Genomic DNA, 14,429 nt, shown 5'->3' with positions numbered 1-14,429 from the left:
CGACGCACCACCACTGACCACCGCCTGGGGGGGCCATGTCCGCACTCTCTCCGCGCCCGCGCACCGTGGCGCGCGCCGCGACCGGGACGGGTGCCACGCTCGCGCTCGCGACCGTCGCGCTCGCCGCGACCGGGACCGCCGGCCACGCCGCCGACTACACCGTCCGCGACGGCGACACGCTGACGTCCATCGCCAAGCGCACCGGCACGACCGTCGCCCGGATCGCCACCGACAACGCCCTGGCCGACCCGTCACGGGTCCGCTCCGGGCAGGTCCTGCGCGTCCCCGACGCGGCGCCGGCCGCGGCCGCACCCGCCGCCGGCACGTCGTACACCGTGCGGTCGGGCGACACGGTCTCGGGCATCGCCGCACGCCACGGCACGACCGTCGCCGCCGTCGTCGCCGCCAACGGGCTGGACGCGCGCGCCTTCGTCCGCGCCGGGCAGACCCTCACGATCCCCGGACCGGCAGGGGGCACCGCCGCCGCACCCGCACCCGCAGCCGCACCGGCGAGCGGTGGCACCTACACCGTGCAGCGCGGGGACACCGTGTCCGCCGTCGCGGCACGCCACGGCACCACCGTCGCCGCCGTCGTCGCGGCCAACGGCCTCGACGCGCGCGCCTTCGTCCGCGCCGGGCAGACCCTCACGATCCCCGGCGCCGACGCACCCCGCCCCGCATCACCGCAGGCGGCCACCGCGCAGCCCGCGGCGGCCGGCGCGGCGTACACGGTGCGCAGCGGTGACACGGTGTCCGCCATCGCGGCGCGGCACGGCACCACGGTCCAGGCGGTCGTCGCGGCCAACGGCCTCGACGCACGCGCCACGATCCGCGCCGGTCAGCAGCTGACCGTGCCGGGCGCCGCGGCAGCGCCGCAGGCCGCACCCGCCACGCAGCTGGTCGGCAACACGTTCGCCGGGCGCACGTACTCGTCCGGTGTCGTCGACGCCGCCAACCAGAACAAGCGGACGCTGCTGGCGTCGGGTGCGCCGTCACGGGCCGACATGCAGGCCAAGGTCGCGGCCACGGCCCGCGCGATGGGGGTCGACCCCGCGCTCGCCCAGGCCGTGGCCCACCAGGAGTCCGGGTTCGACCACACGGCCGTGTCCCCCGCCAACGCGATCGGGACGATGCAGGTGATCCCGTCGTCCGGCGAGTGGGCCTCCCAGCTCGTGGGCCGTCAGCTGAACCTCCTCGACCCGGACGACAACGTCGTGGCGGGGGTCGCGATCCTGCGGTCCCTGGTCCGCACGTCCGACGACCTGCCGAGCGCGATCGCGTCCTACTACCAGGGCGCCGGCTCCGTGAAGCGCAACGGCATGTACGCCGACACACGCCGCTACGTGGCGAACGTGCAGACGCTCATGACGCGCTTCGGCTGACGAGCGCGGCTCCCGCGATCTGCCTGAGCCCGCCCGTAGACTGCCGCGCGTGGGAACCACTGTCACCGATCCGCTCGTGGGCCGCCTGGTCGACGGGCGGTACGAGGTCGTCTCGCGCATCGCGCGCGGCGGGATGGCGACGGTGTACCTCGCGGTCGACCGGCGCCTCGACCGCGAGGTCGCCCTCAAGGTCATGCACCCGCACCTCGCCGAGGGGTCGCAGGGCGGCGCGTTCATCGCGCGCTTCCGGCGTGAGGCGCGCAGCGCAGCCCGCCTGACGCACCCCGGCATCGTCGGGGTGCTCGACCAGGGGCTCGACGGCGAGACCAGCTACCTGACCATGGAGTACGTCGACGGCTCGAACGTGCGTCGCCGCCTCGCCGAGCAGGGCGCGCTGCGGGTCGGTGAGGCGCTGCGCATCACCGAGGCCGTGCTCGACGCCCTCTCGGCGGCGCACCGCACAGGTCTGGTGCACCGCGACGTCAAGCCCGAGAACGTGCTGATCGCGTCCGACGACCGCGTGCGCGTCGCCGACTTCGGTCTCGCGCGTGCGGTCACCGAGGTGACCGCCACGACGACCGGCACGGTGCTCGGCACGGTCGCCTATCTCGCGCCCGAGCTCGTCCGCCAGGGCACCAGCGACGCACGCACCGACGTCTACGCGGTCGGCGTCATGCTCTTCGAGATGCTCACGGGCCGCCAGCCCTTCACCGGCGAGACACCGATCCAGGTCGCGTTCCAGCACGTCAGCTCGGAGCTCCCCGCGCCGTCGACCCTCGTCGACTGGCTCCCCTCGGAGATCGACGAGCTCGTCGGCGCCCTCGCGGCCCACACGCCGGACGACCGCCCGGTCGACGCCGGCGCAGCGCTGCAGCTCGTGCGACGCACGCGTTCCGTGCTCGACGGCGTCACGCTCGACCGGCGGGCCGACGTCCCGCCCACGGTCGTGCTGCCGGCAGAGACCGACCCGGAGGAGTCCGACCTCTCGCAGGACACCGACGCCGGCGACCCCGACGACGACGCGCTGACCGCCCGGGTACCCGTGGGGGCCCACGCGCACGGCGGCACCGTCGCGCTGCCCATCGGCCTGGGGGTCGTCGACGCGGCTCCCCCGCCGCCCCCGACCCGACGCCGGTGGCCCCTCGTGGCCACCGTCCTCGGCCTCGCCGCGCTGCTCGGGCTCGGCACGTGGTGGTACCTCCAGGTCGGACCCGGCGCGTACACCTCGGTGCCAGCCGTCGTGGCGGAGACCGAGGCCGACGCCGTCGCCGCCCTGGAGGCGGCAGGCCTCACGCACGACCGGGCCGAGGCGTTCGACGACGACGTGCCGCCCGGCCTGGTCGTCTCGACGGACCCGCCCGTCGGTGAGCCGGTCCGCAAGGACGGGACGGTGACCTACACGGTCTCGAAGGGTCCGGACCTCGTGCCGGTCCCCGAGGGCGTCGTCGGCGCGATGCAGGCGGATGCCGAGAAGGCCCTGACCGACGCCGGCCTCACGGTCGGGTACGGCTCCCCCGCCCACGACGACGAGGCCCCCGTGGGCCAGGTCCTCACGGCGACGCTGCCGGACGGCGCCGAGGCTGCGGCAGGTGACCAGATCAAGCGCGGGAGCACCGTCACGCTGGTGCTGTCGGACGGACCCGCACCGGTGACGGTCACCTCCGTGGTCGGCATCACCGTCGAGGACGCGCAGGAGCAGCTCGCCGCCGACGCCCTCACCGTGGAGGCCACGGAGGCGTTCCACGACACCGTCCCGGCCGGCCGGATCATCGACCAGAGCCCGGCGGCGCGCGAGACGGCCCACCGCGGCGACGTGGTCACCGTGACCGTCTCCAAGGGCCCGGAGACGGTGCCGATGCCGGATCTCACCGGCAAGCAGTTCGACCGGGCCAAGGCGGAGCTCGAGGCACTCGGCCTCACGGCCCGGCGGGACAACGTGCTCGGCGGGATCTTCGGCACCGTGCGCTCCCAGAGCGTCCGCGCCGGGGAGGCGGTGCCGAGGGGCACGGAGGTCGTGCTGCAGGTCGTGTGACCGCCGGCCCCGTGCCGCACGCGGCCGGCCACCCGGCGCCGCACGAGCCGCCGCGACATCCCGGACGCACGAGAGCCCCGGAGCGTCACCGCTCCGGGGCTCTCGGCACGCACCCTCAGGCGCGGCGCAGCAGCTCCACGACCTGGAACGCCATCTCCAGCGACTGCTGGTGGTTCAGCCGCGGGTCCACGAGCGTCTCGTACCGCAGGGCGAGCCCTTCGTCGTCGATCTCCTCGGTGCCGCCCAGGACCTCGGTGACGTCGTCACCGGTGAGCTCGACGTGCAGGCCACCCGGGACGGTGCCGAGCGCGCGGTGCACCTCGAAGAACCCAGCCACCTCGTCCATGACGTCGCTGAACCGCCGCGTCTTGTACCCGTTGGCCGACGTGATGCCGTTGCCGTGCATCGGGTCGCACACCCAGGTGACGGGCCGGCCGTCGGCGGTGACCTTCTCGACCAGCGCGGGCAGCAGGTCGCGCACCTTCCCGGCGCCCATCCGCGTGACGAACGTCAGGCGGCCGGGCTCCCCCGTGGGGTTGAGCCGGTCGATCAGCGCGATGGCGTCGTCACCCGTCGTGGTGGGGCCGAGCTTCACGCCGAGCGGGTTCTGCACGCGGGAGAAGAAGTCCACGTGCGCCGCGTCGAGCTGGCGGGTGCGCTCCCCGATCCACAGGAAGTGCGCCGAGCAGTCGTAGGGCAGGCCCGTGCGCGAGTCGATGCGCGTCAGCGGCCGCTCGTAGTCGAGCAGCAGCCCCTCGTGCGCCGAGTAGAAGTCGACCGTGCGCAGCGCGTCGAAGTCCGCACCGCACGCCGCCATGAAGCGGATCGCCCGGTCGATCTCCGCGGCGATCTCCTCGTAGCGCGAGTACGCCGGGTTCGACGTGAACCCGCGGTTCCACTCGTGCACCCGCAGCAGCGACGCGAACCCGCCCGTCGTGAACGCCCGGATGAGGTTCAGCGTCGAGGCGGACGTGTGGTACGCCTCGAGCAGCCGCTCCGGGTCCGGGGTGCGCGCCTCCGCGGTGAACTCGAAGCCGTTGATCACGTCGCCGCGGAACGCGGGGAGCGTGACACCGTCGCGCGTCTCGACGTCCGACGAGCGCGGCTTGGCGTACTGCCCCGCCATCCGCCCCATCTTCACGACGGGCATGCTGGCGCCGTACGTGAGCACGACCGCCATCTGCAGGATCGTCTTGATCTTGTTGCGGATGTTGTCGGCCGTGGCCTCCGCGAACGTCTCGGCGCAGTCCCCGCCCTGCAGGACGAACGCCTCGCCGCGCGACGCGGCGGCGAGCTGCGCCCGCAGCGCGTCGGCCTCGCCCGCGAACACGAGCGGGGGCAGGCTCGCGAGCCGGTCGCGGACGCGCCGCACCTGCGACGCGTCCGGCCACTGGGGCTGCTGACCGACCGGCAGCGTCTCCCAGGCGTCGAGCCCGGCGACGACGCCCGCGTCCGGCTCGACGCTCACGAGTGGCTCGCGGGAACGAGCCGCTGACCGATGTCGGACAGCAGCGCCCCGAACCAGGCCTGGGACACGTCGAACGCCTTGCCGCCGGCGATGCGGGGGAACTCGATCGCGCGCAGGCGGTCGCCGTCCTCCTCGTCGTGGCCGATGACGCCCGACTCGCCGCGCAGCGCGCACTCGACGGCCAGGTCGGTCATGGACTTGATGAGACGCAGGTCCTCGGCGTTCGCCGCCGCGGCGCGCGAGTAGTAGCCGGACTTCTGGACCATGACCTTCTCGGCGCCCAGCTTCTCCGCGAACTGCTTGGCGAACCACTGGCCGGGGTTGATGGTGTCCAGCTTCACGTGACCGAACGGGTCGCGCTCGACGGGCTGACCGGCGGCCTCGAGCTGCTCGACGATCTCGTGCATGCCCGCACCCTCGGACAGGAAGATGTTGACGTTGCCCAGCTCGTCCATGACGCCCTTGAGGCGCTCGGCCTCGGCGTCGATGTCGAGGGCCAGCTCCGGCAGGAAGACGGCGTGGATGTCCCACCGCTCGCGCGACAGGCCGATCTCCGGGACCCACTCCTGCGTGTCGAGCCACTTGCGGTACTCCGCGGCGGCGGCGGCGGTCAGCCAGCCGCAGTGCCGGCCCATGACCTCGTGCACGATGAGCATGCGCGGCCCCGAGCGGTGCTCGCCGATGATGTTGCGCGCGAACCCGGCGGCCTCCTCGGCCGCGGTCCACGCCCCGAGCGACTGCCGGATCGGCACGACGTCGTTGTCGATCGTCTTGGGCAGGCCCACGACGGTCAGCTCGTACCCGTTCTCGTGCAGGTACGCGGCGAGGTCGGCCGCGGTGGTGTTCGTGTCGTCACCGCCGATGGTGTGGAGCACGTCCACGCCGTCGGCCTTGAGCTGCTCGGCAGCGACCTGCAGCGGGTCCTCGCCCTCCTTCACCAGGCCGCGCTTGACGCAGTCCTTGGCGTTGGTGAGCTTGACGCGCGAGTTGCCGATCGGCGACCCGCCGAAGCGGTGGAGGATGCCGGCCTTCGCCCGCACCTCGGGGGTGACGGTGACGCTCTCACCGAGCAGCAGGCCGTGGTAGCCGTGCTGGTACGCGATGATCTCGACCTCGGGAGCGATCTCCGTGTAGCGCTCGATGAGCCCGCCGACGGCGGACGACAGGCAGGGAGCGAAACCGCCGGCGGTCAGAAGGGCGACGCGACGGACCGACATGGGACACACCTCTCGTTGGCAAGCAATGACGGCGTGGGCTGCGACGACGCACCCGGCCGGCGCCCAGCGTGGGGCCTGCGTGCACCCCGCCACCGGGACCGAGGTCCGGGGCCGGGCGTCATGCAGAGGACGGCGGGCGCGCGCCGCAGGGCACGCGCACGGGCCCGACGCACGGCCGGGTCCACCTCATCCTACTGACGGCGGGGCCTCGTCCTGCGGCGGGACCGGAACCTGGACATCGGGCACCGGTCGACCGCCGGGCGCGGCGGGCATCCGGCCCGCACCGTCGCCCGCCTCGGGGTGACCCGTGGCGATCCGGGCCTTCTGCGTCGCGGCGTACACGTCGACGTACTCCTGGCCCGACAGGCTCATGATCGCGTACATGATCTCGTCCGTCACGGACCGCAGGATGAACCGGTCGTTCTCCATGCCCCGGTACCGGGAGAAGTCCAGCGGCTCGCCGATGACGATCCCGATCCGCATGACCTTCGGGATGCGCCGGCCCAGCGGCTGCGCGACGTCGGTGCCGACCATGGCCACGGGGATCACGGGAGCGCCCGACTCCAGCGCCAGCCGGGCGACGCCGGTCTTGCCACGGTAGAGACGCCCGTCGGGGCTGCGGGTGCCCTCCGGGTAGATGCCGAACAGGCCGCCCTCGGACAACCGCCGCAGGCCGGTCCGCAGCGCCGCCTCACCGGCCTTGCCGCCACCGCGGTCGACGGGGATGGTGCCCACGCCGCGCATGAAGCCGGCGGTCACACGCCCTTTGAGGCCGACACCGGTGAAGTACTCCTGCTTGCCGATGAACACGATCGCGCGGTCGAGCACGAGCGGCAGGAAGAAGGAGTCGATGACGGCCAGGTGGTTGCTCGCGAGGATCGCACCGCCCTCGGCGGGGACGTTCTGCGCACCACGCACCCACGGCCGGTAGACCAGGCGCAGCAGGGGCCCGACGAACACCCGCTTCATCAACCAGTAGAACAACGTGTCTCCTCGCTCGACATCCGTCGCGCCGACCCGTCCCGCGGGCCGCCGGCCGGCCCGCGGACCCGCCACCGACCGCGACGGGCCGGTTCGTCGGGTCCGACTCTAGAGTGCTCCCATGGACGCACGTCCCGAGGACGACCCCGGCGCCGACGACTCCGCCGGCGCGGAGCACCCCCGCGACGTCCCCGCGGGGCCGCCGCACGACGACCGGCCGCGGGCGGACGACCCGGCCGACGGGGTCGCGACCGACGACGAGGTGTGGGCCTCGCTGGTCGCGCGGCTGTCCGACGTGGACGCAGCGCCCGAGCCGCCGACCCGCGGCCGTGTGCTGCGCGCGGCACCCGAGGAGCCCTCCGCCGCGGTCGGCCCGCCGGAGGCGCCCGGCCCTGCCGACACCGCTCCCGGCCCCGCTCCCCTGGGTGCCCGCGACTGGGACGGCACCACGCAGTACGACGCGGCCGAGGACGCCGTGGACGACATCGAGCACTTCGTCCCGCAGGACCCCGGCCCGGTGCTGGGCGGGAACCCGCTGCTCACGCTGGCCTGGGGCGCCGCGATCGGGTCGCCCCTGTTCCTGCTCGTGGTGGTCGTCGCGTGGCAGGACGCGCCCGCCCTGCTCGTGCGCGCGGCGGCCGCACTGTTCGTCCTCGCCGTGGCCATCCTGGTGTGGCGCATGCCACAGCGCCGCGAGCCGACGGACGGCGACGGCGCGGTCGTCTGACCCGTCCCGACGGCGAGGCCACCGGCCTCGCCGCCGTCGGCGCGGGTGGACGTCAGATCCGCGCGAGGTCTGCGGCGCCGACCATGCCGGCGTCGTTGCCCATGGCCGCGACGACGATCGCCGCCTCCGGCCGGTGCCCTCGGCCCGAGAGCTGCTCGCCGAACGCCTTGCGCGCGGGCACCAGGAGCAGATCGCCCGCGGCGCTCACGCCGCCGCCGATGACGAACAGCTCGGGGTCGAGCAGAGCCGCGACGCTGGCCGCACCCTCCCCGACCCAGCGACCGACCTCCCCGAGGAGCTCCAGGGCGAGCGGGTCGCCGTCCTGGGCCGCCCGCGTGACGAGCGGGCCCGTGATCGCGTCGGGACCGCCGCCGGCGAGCTCGAGCAGTCCTGCCGCGAGCTCCGGGTGCGTGATCGCGGCGGCCTGCGCGTCGCGCACGAGCGCCGAGCCCGAGACGTACTGCTCCCAGCAGCCCTCGTGCCCGCAGCCGCAGTAGTGCCCGCCGGGCACCACCCGCATGTGGCCGATCTCGGCAGCGGCACCCCAGGCACCCCGGGCCAGCCGCCCGCCGGAGACGATCGCACCGCCCAGCCCGGTGCCGAGCGTGAGCATCACCATGTCCTCGACGTCCCGCCCGACGCCGAACCGGAACTCGGCCCACCCCGCCGCGTTGGCGTCGTTCTCGACGACGACCCGCACGTCGGGGTCGCCGATGAGGGCGGCGACGTTGTCCCGCAGGGGGTACTCGCGCCACGCGATGTTCGGGGCGAACAGCACGCGGGCGCGGTCCGAGGCCACGAAGCCCGCCGCGGCCAGACCGACCTGCTGCACCTCGTACGACGCGGTCAGCTCGCGGTAGACGTCCGCGATGGCGGCGTCGATGCTCGCGACGTCGTCGGGGTCGGTGTCCCTCCGCGTCTGCGCGAGGATCCTGCCGTCGTCGTCGACCACGCCTGCCGCGATCTTCGTCCCGCCGATGTCGACCCCGATGGCGTGCATGTCCCGGTCCGCTCCTGCCCTCGCCGCGGCGCGTCCCTCGCGCACGCGCCACCCACGCTAGCGCCCGTGTCGACCGGTGCGGGAGCGCGACCACGCCGCACGCCGGGCCGTGACCCGGTCGCCCGGCACAGCCCTGTGCCCCTGGCCTGCGACTCCACCCGTCCGGACGCCCGTGACCAGGGACGGACGTCCCGTATCCTCATGGCACCCTTCGCCCCCCTGCCACTGGAGTCAGCATGGACGAGTCCCACAGCCCTCTCCTCGTCGAGGTCGATCCGTCGGACAACCTCAACGACCTGCTCGCGTCCCGCGTGCGCAGCACGCCGGACCGGGTGCTCGTCGAGCGCTACGTGGACGGCGCCTGGCTGCCCATGACGGCGCGCGAGTACGACGCCGCGATCGTGGCGGCCGCGCGTGGGCTCGTCGCCAAGGGCGTGCAGCCCGGCGACCGCGTGGGCATCATGTCGCGGACGCGGTACGAGTGGTCCCTGCTCGACTGGGCGACGTGGGCGGTCGGCGCGGTCCCCGTGCCGCTGTACGAGACGTCGTCGGCCGAGCAGGTCGCCTGGATCCTCACGGACGCCGACGTCAGCCTCCTGGTGGTCGAGACGCAGGCGCACGCCGACGTCGTGGCCGAGGTGCGCGGCCAGGCGCCCACCCTGCGCGAGGTGCTCGTCATCGACGACGGCGCGCTCGACACGCTGGTGGCGGCCGGTGCCGGCGTCGAGGAGTCCGAGGTGGCGCGCCGTCGTGGTCTCGCGGCGCGCGACGACCTCGCCACCGTCATCTACACGTCCGGCACCACGGGCCGTCCGAAGGGTGTCGAGCTCACGCACGGCAACTTCTCGGTCCTGACGACGAACGCGGTCGAGAAGCTCAGCGCCGTCGTGTCCGACCCCGGCGCGCGGACCATGCTCTTCATGCCCCTCGCGCACGTGTTCGCGCGGTTCGTGCACGTGCTGACGGTCCCGGCGGGCGCGACCCTGGGCCACTGGCCCGACACCAAGACCCTCATCGAGGGCATCGGGACCTTCCGCCCCACGTTCATCCTCTCCGTGCCGCGCGTGTTCGAGAAGGTCTACAACTCGGCCGAGCAGAAGGCCGCCGCCGGGGGCAAGGGCGCGATCTTCCAGCGGGCCGCCAAGACCGCGATCGTCTACTCCCGTGCACTGGACACCCCGCGCGGGCCGAGCCCCTGGCTGCGGCTGCAGCACAAGGTCGCCGACGTGCTGGTGCTCTCGAAGCTGCGCAAGGTGCTCGGGGGGCAGGTCGAGTGGGCCATCTCCGGCGGTGCGCCCCTCGGCGAGCGGCTCGGGCACTTCTACCGCGGGGTCGGCCTGAAGGTCCTCGAGGGCTACGGCCTGACGGAGACCACGGCACCCGCCACGGTCAACCTGCCCGAGCGCACCAAGATCGGTACCGTCGGCCCCGCGCTGCCGGGCACCGCGCTGCGGCTGGCCGCCGACGGCGAGATCGAGATCAAGGGCATCCAGGTCTTCCGCGGGTACCACAACAACCCGCAGGCGACCGCCGATTCCATGCAGGACGGCTGGTTCCGCACGGGCGACCTCGGCTCGATCGACGAGGACGGCTTCCTGCGGATCACCGGCCGCAAGAAGGAGATCATCGTGACGGCGGGCGGCAAGAACGTCGCCCCGAGCGTGCTCGAGGACCGGCTGCGGGGCCACCCCCTGGTGAGCCAGGTCGTCGTGGTCGGTGACCAGCGGCCGTTCATCGGTGCGCTCATCACGCTGGACCCCGAGGGCGTGCCCGGCTGGCTCAGCGCGCACGGCAAGCCCGCGATGTCGGTCGAGGAGGCGGCGAAGGACCCCGACGTCCTGGCGTCCCTGGACCGGGCCGTCGAGCGCACCAACAAGGCCGTCTCGCGCGCCGAGTCCATCCGCCGGTACCGGATCCTCGACCGCGACCTGACGATCGCCGACGGGTACCTCACGCCGAAGCTCAGCGTCCGCCGGGCCGAGGTGCTGAAGGACTTCGCCGCCGAGGTCGAGGCCCTGTACACCTCCGGGGAGCGCTGACCCGCAGCCCGTCGACCGCACCGTCACCACGCCCCCGGCACCCCGTGCCGGGGGCGTGGTGCGTCCCCCGTCGTTCCTGGAGGCACCGGCGTCAGCGGCGCCGCAGCCGCTCCACGACCGTCACCGCCGGCACCGCCCAGGCGCCGTGCGCCTCGACGTCGCGGACGATCTCGCGGTCCGACGTCGCCACCACGAGGACGCGGCCCGGCGGCTCGGCCGCCACCAGGCGGCGCAGCAGGTCGTCCGCCGTCTCCCCCGACGTGAACAGCACCCGCACGCCCCGCACGGCCGCGACGGCCCGGTGGCCGGGCTGCCCGTCGAAGCAGCAGGTGATCTCCGCGCCGGTCTGCGCAGCCAGCGCCGCCATGCCGTCCACCACGAGCCGTCGCTGGTCGGCCAGCGTCGTGCCGGGCCAGCCGGTCTTCGACACGTTGTAGCCGTCGACGAGCAGGTGCGCCCGCGGTAGCCGCAGCAGGTCGTCGAGCAGCGCCGGGTCGTCGACCGAGCGACCCCGCGACGTGGGCCGGTCGGTCGGCGCCGCGTCCGCGGGCGCCGCGAGGTCGGCCGGGAGGTCGACGACCGGCGGCAGCGCCAGCTCGGCACGCAGCCCGCCGGCGGCGTCGATCAGCGTGTCGAGCAGCAGGCGGGCGCGCGTCTCCGCGAGGCGCCGGCCGGTGCGTGCGGTGTCCCGGGCCACGGCGCGCTCGGCCGTCGCCGCCCGCAGGTCCGCGGCCGCGGCCGCCCGCTCGGCGGTGGCGGCGGCGTGGTCCGCGGCCGCCCGCCGGGCGTCCTCGGCGGCCGCCGCGGCCAGTGCCCGCGCGTCGCCGCGCGCGCGGTCGGCGTCCGAGCGGAGCCGGCGCAGCTCGCGCTGCAGCGCCGCGAGCTCCTCGCGGGCCGCACGCTCGCCCTCGCGGGCCACGCCCAGGGCGACCCGCAGCCGGGCGGCCTCGCGCGCGGCCGCCTCGTCGCGGCGCGCGTCGGCGTCCTGACGGGGCGCGGGGGCCTCCGGGCGCAGCAGGTCCTGCCACGGGTGCCCCTGCAACCAGGCGCCGACCGCCCTGTCGAGCGCCGGAGCGTCGGGGGACGCCCCGGGCGGCGGTCCGGCCGCGTCGGGCTCCGCCGCTGCGGGCGCACCGTCCTGCGCGAGCAGCCACACCCGGGTGACGCGCGCCCGGAAGCCCTCGTCCTCCTGCAGCGCCGTCCACAGGGGCAGCGCACCGGCCGTCGCGCGCCGCCGGGGTGCGAAGCGTCGCACCGCACGCAGCGCCGCGGGCGTCTGCGCGGGGTCGGTCTCCCCGAGCACGTCGGCGGCCAGGCGCACCAGCGCCGCCCGCAGGTCCGCGGGCACCTCGGCGGCGTCCTGCACCTCGTCCTGCGCCCCGTCCTGCGGCTCCGCCATGCGCCCCACCCTAGGTCGGGGCGCCGTCGACGGCGGGGGGTGTCGGTGCGGCCGGGTACCGTCCGCCACATGCCCACCGCTCGTCGTCTGCGTCCGCTCGAGCACACGGCACCCGGACCGGGCGCCGCGCCCGTGCAGCTCGGGCTGGACGAGCTCGGCACGCCGTTGCGGGACGTGACGTTCGTGGTGGTGGACCTCGAGACGACCGGTGGCCGCGCCACGGAGGACGCGATCACCGAGATCGGGGCGGTCAAGGTCCGTGGCGGCGAGGTCCTCGGCGAGTTCCAGACGCTCGTCGACCCCGGGGGGCCCGTCCCGCCGTTCATCCAGGTGCTCACGGGGATCACCACGTCGATGCTCGTCGGCGCGCCGACGATCGCCCAGGTCCTGCCGAGCTTCCTGGAGTTCGCCCGCGGGTCGGTGCTCGTTGCGCACAACGCACCCTTCGACGTCGGGTTCCTGCGGGCCGCCGCGGCGCGGCTCGACCGTCCGTGGCCCGGCTTCCCGGTGGTGGACACGGTGCGGCTCGCGCGCCGCGTCGTGCTGCGCGACGAGGCGCCCAACCACAAGCTCTCGACCCTGGCCGCCCTGTTCGGCGCGCAGGTCACCCCGAACCACCGCGCGCTGTCCGACGCGCGGGCGACCGTCGACGTGCTCCACGCGCTGCTCGGTCGGCTCGCGCCGCTGGGCGTCACGCACCTCGAGGACCTCGCGACGGCCACCGACCCCGTCCCGGCGGACGTGCGCCGCCGCAGCACGCTGGCCGACGGCCTGCCCGACTCCCCCGGCGTCTACCTCTTCCGTGGCCCGCGCGAGGAGGTGCTGTACGTCGGGGTGTCGACGACCTCGCTGCGCCGCCGCGTGCGCAGCTACTTCACCTCGGCCGAGAAGCGCGGCCGCATGACCGAGATGGTGCGGCTGGCCGAGCGCGTGGACCCCGTGGTGTGCGTGTCGCCGCTGGAGGCGCGGGTCCGCGAGCTGCGCCTCATCGCCGAGCACTCCCCGCGCTACAACCGCCGCTCCCGGTCCCCCGAGCGCATGCCCTGGGTGCGCCTGACGGACGAGCCCTTCCCGCGGCTGTCCGTCGTGCGGGACGTGCGGCCGGGGCCGACCCACATCGGACCGTTCGCGTCCCGGGCGCTCGCGCAGCAGGCGGTGGACGCCCTGCACGCGGCGTTCGCGCTGCGCCAGTGCACCGGCCGGCTGCCGGCGACGCCGGCGCCCGGAGCCCACGCCTGCGTGCTCGCCGAGGTCGGGCGGTGCGGTGCGCCGTGCACCGGCGGCCAGGACGTCACGACGTACGCCGGCGTGGCGGACGCGGTGCGCCGCTCGATGACCGGCGACCCCGCGGCCGTGGCCGAGGCCCACGCGGCGCGCATCCGCACGCTGGCCACGCAGGAGCGCTTCGAGGAGGCGGCGGCGGTGCGCGACCGCCTCACGGCGTTCCTGCGCGGCGCGGCGCGCGCGCAACGGCACGGCCGCCTGGCCACGGTCCGCGAGCTCGTCGCCGCGTGCCGCACGCAGGACGGCGGGTGGGAGCTCGTGCTGGTCCGGCACGGCCGGCTGGCCGGCACCGCCGTCGTCGACCGGCGCACCGACCCGCGCCCCGTCGTCGCGAGCCTGCGTGCCGGCGGGGAGCACGTGGCGCCGCCCGTCGCGCCTGCGACCGCCGCGCACCCGGAGGAGACGGACCTGCTGCTGACCTGGCTGGAGCAGCCGGGCGTGCGCCTCGTGGAGGTGGACGGCGAGTGGTCCTCGCCGGTCCGCGCGGCGCAGGCGGTGCGCGACGTGGCTGCGGCGGTAGCCCTCGACCTCGTCGCGCCGCGCGCGCCGCTGGTCGACGATACGCCCGGCTCCCCTGCCGGGGTGCCGCAGCGCACGGCATGATGGCGGCATGCTCACTGCCATCGTGCTGATCGACTGCGACGCCGCCCGCATCCCGGAGGTCGCGGCCGCGGCCGCGGAGATCGAGGGCGTCAGCGAGGTGTACTCGGTGACCGGCGAGGTCGACCTCATCGCCATGGTCCGTGTGCGGGAGCACGAGCGGCTGGCCGACGTCATCGCCGACAAGGTCAGCAAGCTCGACGGCGTCCTGCGGACGCAGACGTACATCGCGTTCCGCGCGTACTCGCGGCACGACCTCGACGAGGCGTTCGCGCTCGGCCTCGAGGACTGACCCGGGGC

11 protein-coding genes are annotated in these 14,429 nt (G+C 74.9%); 6 read left to right on the top strand and 5 right to left on the bottom strand.

Annotated elements, in window-relative coordinates; all coding sequences use genetic code 11:
* The first annotated feature begins 35 nt into the window (after positions 1 to 35).
* Both J1G43_RS09135 and pknB read left to right on the top strand, forming a co-directional pair.
* The gene (locus J1G43_RS09135; RefSeq protein ID WP_207378353.1) at positions 36 to 1,382 is read left to right on the top strand and encodes a lytic transglycosylase domain-containing protein; all 1,347 of its coding nucleotides are present in this window, start codon (positions 36 to 38) and stop codon (positions 1,380 to 1,382) included.
* A gap of 49 nt (positions 1,383 to 1,431) precedes the next feature.
* On the top strand, positions 1,432 to 3,414 hold the full coding sequence (pknB, locus tag J1G43_RS09130) for a Stk1 family PASTA domain-containing Ser/Thr kinase (RefSeq protein ID WP_207378352.1): 1,983 nt from the start codon (positions 1,432 to 1,434) through the stop codon (positions 3,412 to 3,414).
* Between the two features lie 115 nt (positions 3,415 to 3,529).
* Here the strand turns inward: pknB and J1G43_RS09125 are convergent, their stop codons facing one another.
* From J1G43_RS09125 to J1G43_RS09115, 3 genes are all read right to left on the bottom strand, one after another.
* Positions 3,530 to 4,882 carry a class II 3-deoxy-7-phosphoheptulonate synthase gene (locus J1G43_RS09125; RefSeq protein ID WP_207341161.1) on the bottom strand — a complete coding sequence of 451 codons (1,353 nt, stop codon included), beginning with the start codon at positions 4,880 to 4,882 and terminating at the stop codon, positions 3,530 to 3,532.
* Positions 4,879 to 6,099, bottom strand: a complete 1,221-nt coding sequence (locus tag J1G43_RS09120; protein ID WP_207341160.1) for a pyrophosphate--fructose-6-phosphate 1-phosphotransferase — start codon at positions 6,097 to 6,099, stop codon at positions 4,879 to 4,881. Before J1G43_RS09120 ends, J1G43_RS09125 begins: the two co-directional genes overlap by 4 nt.
* Before the next feature lie 186 nt (positions 6,100 to 6,285).
* On the bottom strand, positions 6,286 to 7,083 hold the full coding sequence (locus tag J1G43_RS09115) for a 1-acyl-sn-glycerol-3-phosphate acyltransferase (RefSeq protein ID WP_242635526.1): 798 nt from the start codon (positions 7,081 to 7,083) through the stop codon (positions 6,286 to 6,288).
* 118 nt (positions 7,084 to 7,201) lie between these two features.
* Here J1G43_RS09115 and J1G43_RS09110 point away from each other — a divergent pair, with 118 nt between their 5' ends.
* Positions 7,202 to 7,807 (top strand): hypothetical protein, encoded by a 606-nt coding sequence (locus tag J1G43_RS09110; protein ID WP_207378351.1) that lies wholly within the window; start codon positions 7,202 to 7,204, stop codon positions 7,805 to 7,807.
* 52 nt (positions 7,808 to 7,859) lie between these two features.
* On the opposite strand, the gene J1G43_RS09105 is transcribed toward J1G43_RS09110, so the two are convergent.
* Positions 7,860 to 8,807 carry an ROK family glucokinase gene (locus J1G43_RS09105; RefSeq protein ID WP_207341158.1) on the bottom strand — a complete coding sequence of 316 codons (948 nt, stop codon included), beginning with the start codon at positions 8,805 to 8,807 and terminating at the stop codon, positions 7,860 to 7,862.
* Positions 8,808 to 9,043: 236 nt separating this feature from the next.
* Here J1G43_RS09105 and J1G43_RS09100 point away from each other — a divergent pair, with 236 nt between their 5' ends.
* Positions 9,044 to 10,846, top strand: coding sequence for a long-chain fatty acid--CoA ligase (locus tag J1G43_RS09100; protein WP_207341157.1), 1,803 nt, complete (start codon positions 9,044 to 9,046; stop codon positions 10,844 to 10,846).
* A 91-nt stretch (positions 10,847 to 10,937) separates the two neighbouring features.
* Here J1G43_RS09100 and J1G43_RS09095 read toward each other — a convergent pair whose 3' ends face one another.
* Positions 10,938 to 12,245, bottom strand: a complete 1,308-nt coding sequence (locus J1G43_RS09095) for an NYN domain-containing protein (protein WP_207378350.1) — start codon at positions 12,243 to 12,245, stop codon at positions 10,938 to 10,940.
* 69 nt (positions 12,246 to 12,314) lie between these two features.
* On the opposite strand from J1G43_RS09095, the gene J1G43_RS09090 reads away from it, so the two are divergent.
* Together J1G43_RS09090 and J1G43_RS09085 are read left to right on the top strand one after the other, a co-directional pair.
* Positions 12,315 to 14,132, top strand: a complete 1,818-nt coding sequence (locus J1G43_RS09090; protein ID WP_207378349.1) for a DEDD exonuclease domain-containing protein — start codon at positions 12,315 to 12,317, stop codon at positions 14,130 to 14,132.
* A gap of 7 nt (positions 14,133 to 14,139) precedes the next feature.
* Entirely contained in the window at positions 14,140 to 14,421 is a 282-nt protein-coding gene (locus tag J1G43_RS09085) for an Lrp/AsnC family transcriptional regulator (RefSeq protein ID WP_207341154.1), read from the top strand.
* The last annotated feature ends 8 nt before the right edge of the window (positions 14,422 to 14,429 follow it).

Origin of the sequence: Cellulomonas sp. zg-ZUI22 (assembly GCF_017353535.1) — a bacterium.
GTDB lineage: Bacteria > Actinomycetota > Actinomycetes > Actinomycetales > Cellulomonadaceae > Cellulomonas > Cellulomonas wangleii.
Note: the sequence above shows the minus strand (reverse complement) of the source record. Positions and strands in the feature narration are given on the sequence as shown.

Excerpts from the sequence above, each read along its gene's own strand:
- J1G43_RS09135 (WP_207378353.1), top strand. The coding sequence starts at position 36 with ATGTCCGCACTCTCTCCGCGCCCGCGCACCGTGGCGCGCGCCGCGACC.
- J1G43_RS09120 (WP_207341160.1), bottom strand. The coding sequence starts at position 6,099 with ATGTCGGTCCGTCGCGTCGCCCTTCTGACCGCCGGCGGTTTCGCTCCC.
- J1G43_RS09110 (WP_207378351.1), top strand. The coding sequence starts at position 7,202 with ATGGACGCACGTCCCGAGGACGACCCCGGCGCCGACGACTCCGCCGGC.
- J1G43_RS09105 (WP_207341158.1), bottom strand. The coding sequence starts at position 8,807 with ATGCACGCCATCGGGGTCGACATCGGCGGGACGAAGATCGCGGCAGGC.
- J1G43_RS09100 (WP_207341157.1), top strand. The coding sequence starts at position 9,044 with ATGGACGAGTCCCACAGCCCTCTCCTCGTCGAGGTCGATCCGTCGGAC.
- J1G43_RS09095 (WP_207378350.1), bottom strand. The coding sequence starts at position 12,245 with ATGGCGGAGCCGCAGGACGGGGCGCAGGACGAGGTGCAGGACGCCGCC.
- J1G43_RS09090 (WP_207378349.1), top strand. The coding sequence starts at position 12,315 with ATGCCCACCGCTCGTCGTCTGCGTCCGCTCGAGCACACGGCACCCGGA.
- J1G43_RS09085 (WP_207341154.1), top strand. The coding sequence starts at position 14,140 with ATGCTCACTGCCATCGTGCTGATCGACTGCGACGCCGCCCGCATCCCG.